Annotated in this window: 2 protein-coding genes; both read right to left on the bottom strand. The window is 63.2% G+C overall.

Annotation, left to right across the window (positions count from 1 at the left end):
* The coding region (locus tag NLR35_RS33945; protein ID WP_257170894.1) for a peptidyl-alpha-hydroxyglycine alpha-amidating lyase family protein at positions 1-972 on the bottom strand (972 nt) is incomplete at its 3' end.
* A gap of 15 nt (positions 973-987) precedes the next feature.
* Positions 988-2,037 (bottom strand): NAD(P)-binding domain-containing protein (locus NLR35_RS33950; RefSeq protein ID WP_257170895.1); only part of this gene is annotated, 1,050 nt, incomplete at its 5' end.

Genomic DNA, 2,037 nt, shown 5'->3' on the forward strand with positions numbered 1-2,037 from the left:
CTGCACCCGCTCCAGCTTTTGCAGGCAGCGCGTTGCGCGCACGACAGCCGGCATCTCCTGATCCGGAAAGCTCGTCGCCCAGTTGGTGACGCCGACCTCGCCGACATAGATGTCGCCCTTCGAATCCAGCGCTATGCCATGCGGGGCCAGGAACTTGCCGCTGGCGACGCCGGGGCCGTTCTCGCCGCCTAGCCTCGCAATACGTTTTCCCTGGGCGTCGACGATCGACAGCCGCGGCCCGAGATTGGGCACGTTGCGGTTGATGTCGAGGCCCGGGCCGAGTTCGCCGATGACGAAGGTCGGGCTCTTGGGGCCGCCGCAGCAACACAGGGCGCAGGGTCGATGCAGATTGTTCCACTGCGTCTCGTAGCGACCCTCGCCGTCGAACACCTGCACCCGGTGGTTCTCGCGGTCGGCGACATAGACCCAGCCATCGGCGTCGGTGGCGATGTTGTGCACGATGTTGAACTGGCCGGGATCGGTGCCCGGCTCGCCCCAGCTTTTGATCAGTTTTCCGTCCGGCGTGTATTTGTGCACGCGCGCATTGCCATAGCCGTCGGAGACGTAGATCTCCCCCTTTGGCGACAGCGCGGTGTGGGTGCAGCGGTGGAACGGTTCGCCGCTCATGAACGGCGCCGGCTTCTTGGGGATGCCGATGGTCAGCAGAACCTTGCCGTCGGTGGTACATTTGCGCACGGTATGGTCGCCGTCGTCGGTGCAGTAAAGATTGTCGTCGGCGTCGATGTGCAGGCCGTGGGCGCGCGAGAACAGGCCTTCGCCGAAGCTGCGCAGGAAATTGCCGTCGCGGTCGAGCACCACCATCGGATGTTCGCCGCGGTTGAAAACGTAGACGCGGTCCTTGCTGTCGACCGCGACGGAGGCGACGTCGGTCAATTGCCATCCGTCGGGCAGCTTGGCGAAATTTTCGACGACACGGTAGCGATGTTCGCCGCTGCCGAGGATGGCTGGCATGGATCCGTTCCTTTGCTAGTCCGGGGCGCGCCCCAACATCCCTTCCTCGACCGCCTTGATCTGCAGCGCAAGATATTTCGAGTTGATCCGGCATTGCGCCAGGCTGCCGGCGATGAACCACAGGCCGGGCTGCTTGGTCCGCGCATACATGTTGCGCAGTTCGAGCCCGTCGCCGAAGCCCCAGATTGGGCCGACGTGGTCGGCGACGCCGTCGCCGAACAGCTTTCGGACCAGATAATCCTGCGGCTTGTAGCCGGTGGAGAGCACGATCAGGTCGGCCGCGATAGTCGACCCGTCCTTCATCTGCGCACCGTCGGCGGTGAAGCCCTTGATGTCCTCGAATTGCTTCAGCTTGATCTTGCCCTCGACGATGAGGTTCGAGCACCCGACGTTGAAATAGTATCCGCCGCCACGGGTCAAATATTTGAACTGCCAGCCGGTGCCGGACTCGCCGAAGTCGAGCTTGAAGCCGACACGCCGCAGCCCGTCGAGCAGCTCCCTGTCGAGCTCCTTCGATTGCTCGGTCAGCATCACATGCGTCTTCTTCGCCAGTGGCGTCGGCATCGAGGTCGCGATCAGGTCGTTGTCCTCGAGCGTGCCCTCGTTATAAGTCGCATAGGCAAGTTGCGCGGAGGGCTCGATATTGGTGACCAGCGTCGGTGAACGCTGCACCAGCGTCACTTCGGCGCCGCTGGAATACAGATCCTGCGCGATGTCATGTCCGCTGTTGCCGGAGCCAATGATGATGGCGCGCTTGCCCTGCCAGTTCTCGCCATCGTCATAGCGGCTCGAATGCACGAGCGTTCCCTTGAAATCGGCAAGGGTCGGAATCGCCGGCATGTTGGGAATGCCGCTGACGCCGGTTGCCATCACCACATGGCGGGGGTGCATGGTACGCGCGGTGCCGTCGGCGCGCCGCAGCGTGAGGGTCCACCGGCCTTTCACCTCGTCGTAGCTGCCGCCCTCGAACTCGGTCCCGGTCCAGAAATTCAGCTCCATGGCATCGACATAAGCCTCGAACCAGTTGGCGAGCTTGTCCTTGGGGATATAGGTCGGCCAGTTCGG

Origin of the sequence: Bradyrhizobium sp. SRS-191 (assembly GCF_024586915.1) — a bacterium.
GTDB lineage: Bacteria > Pseudomonadota > Alphaproteobacteria > Rhizobiales > Xanthobacteraceae > Bradyrhizobium.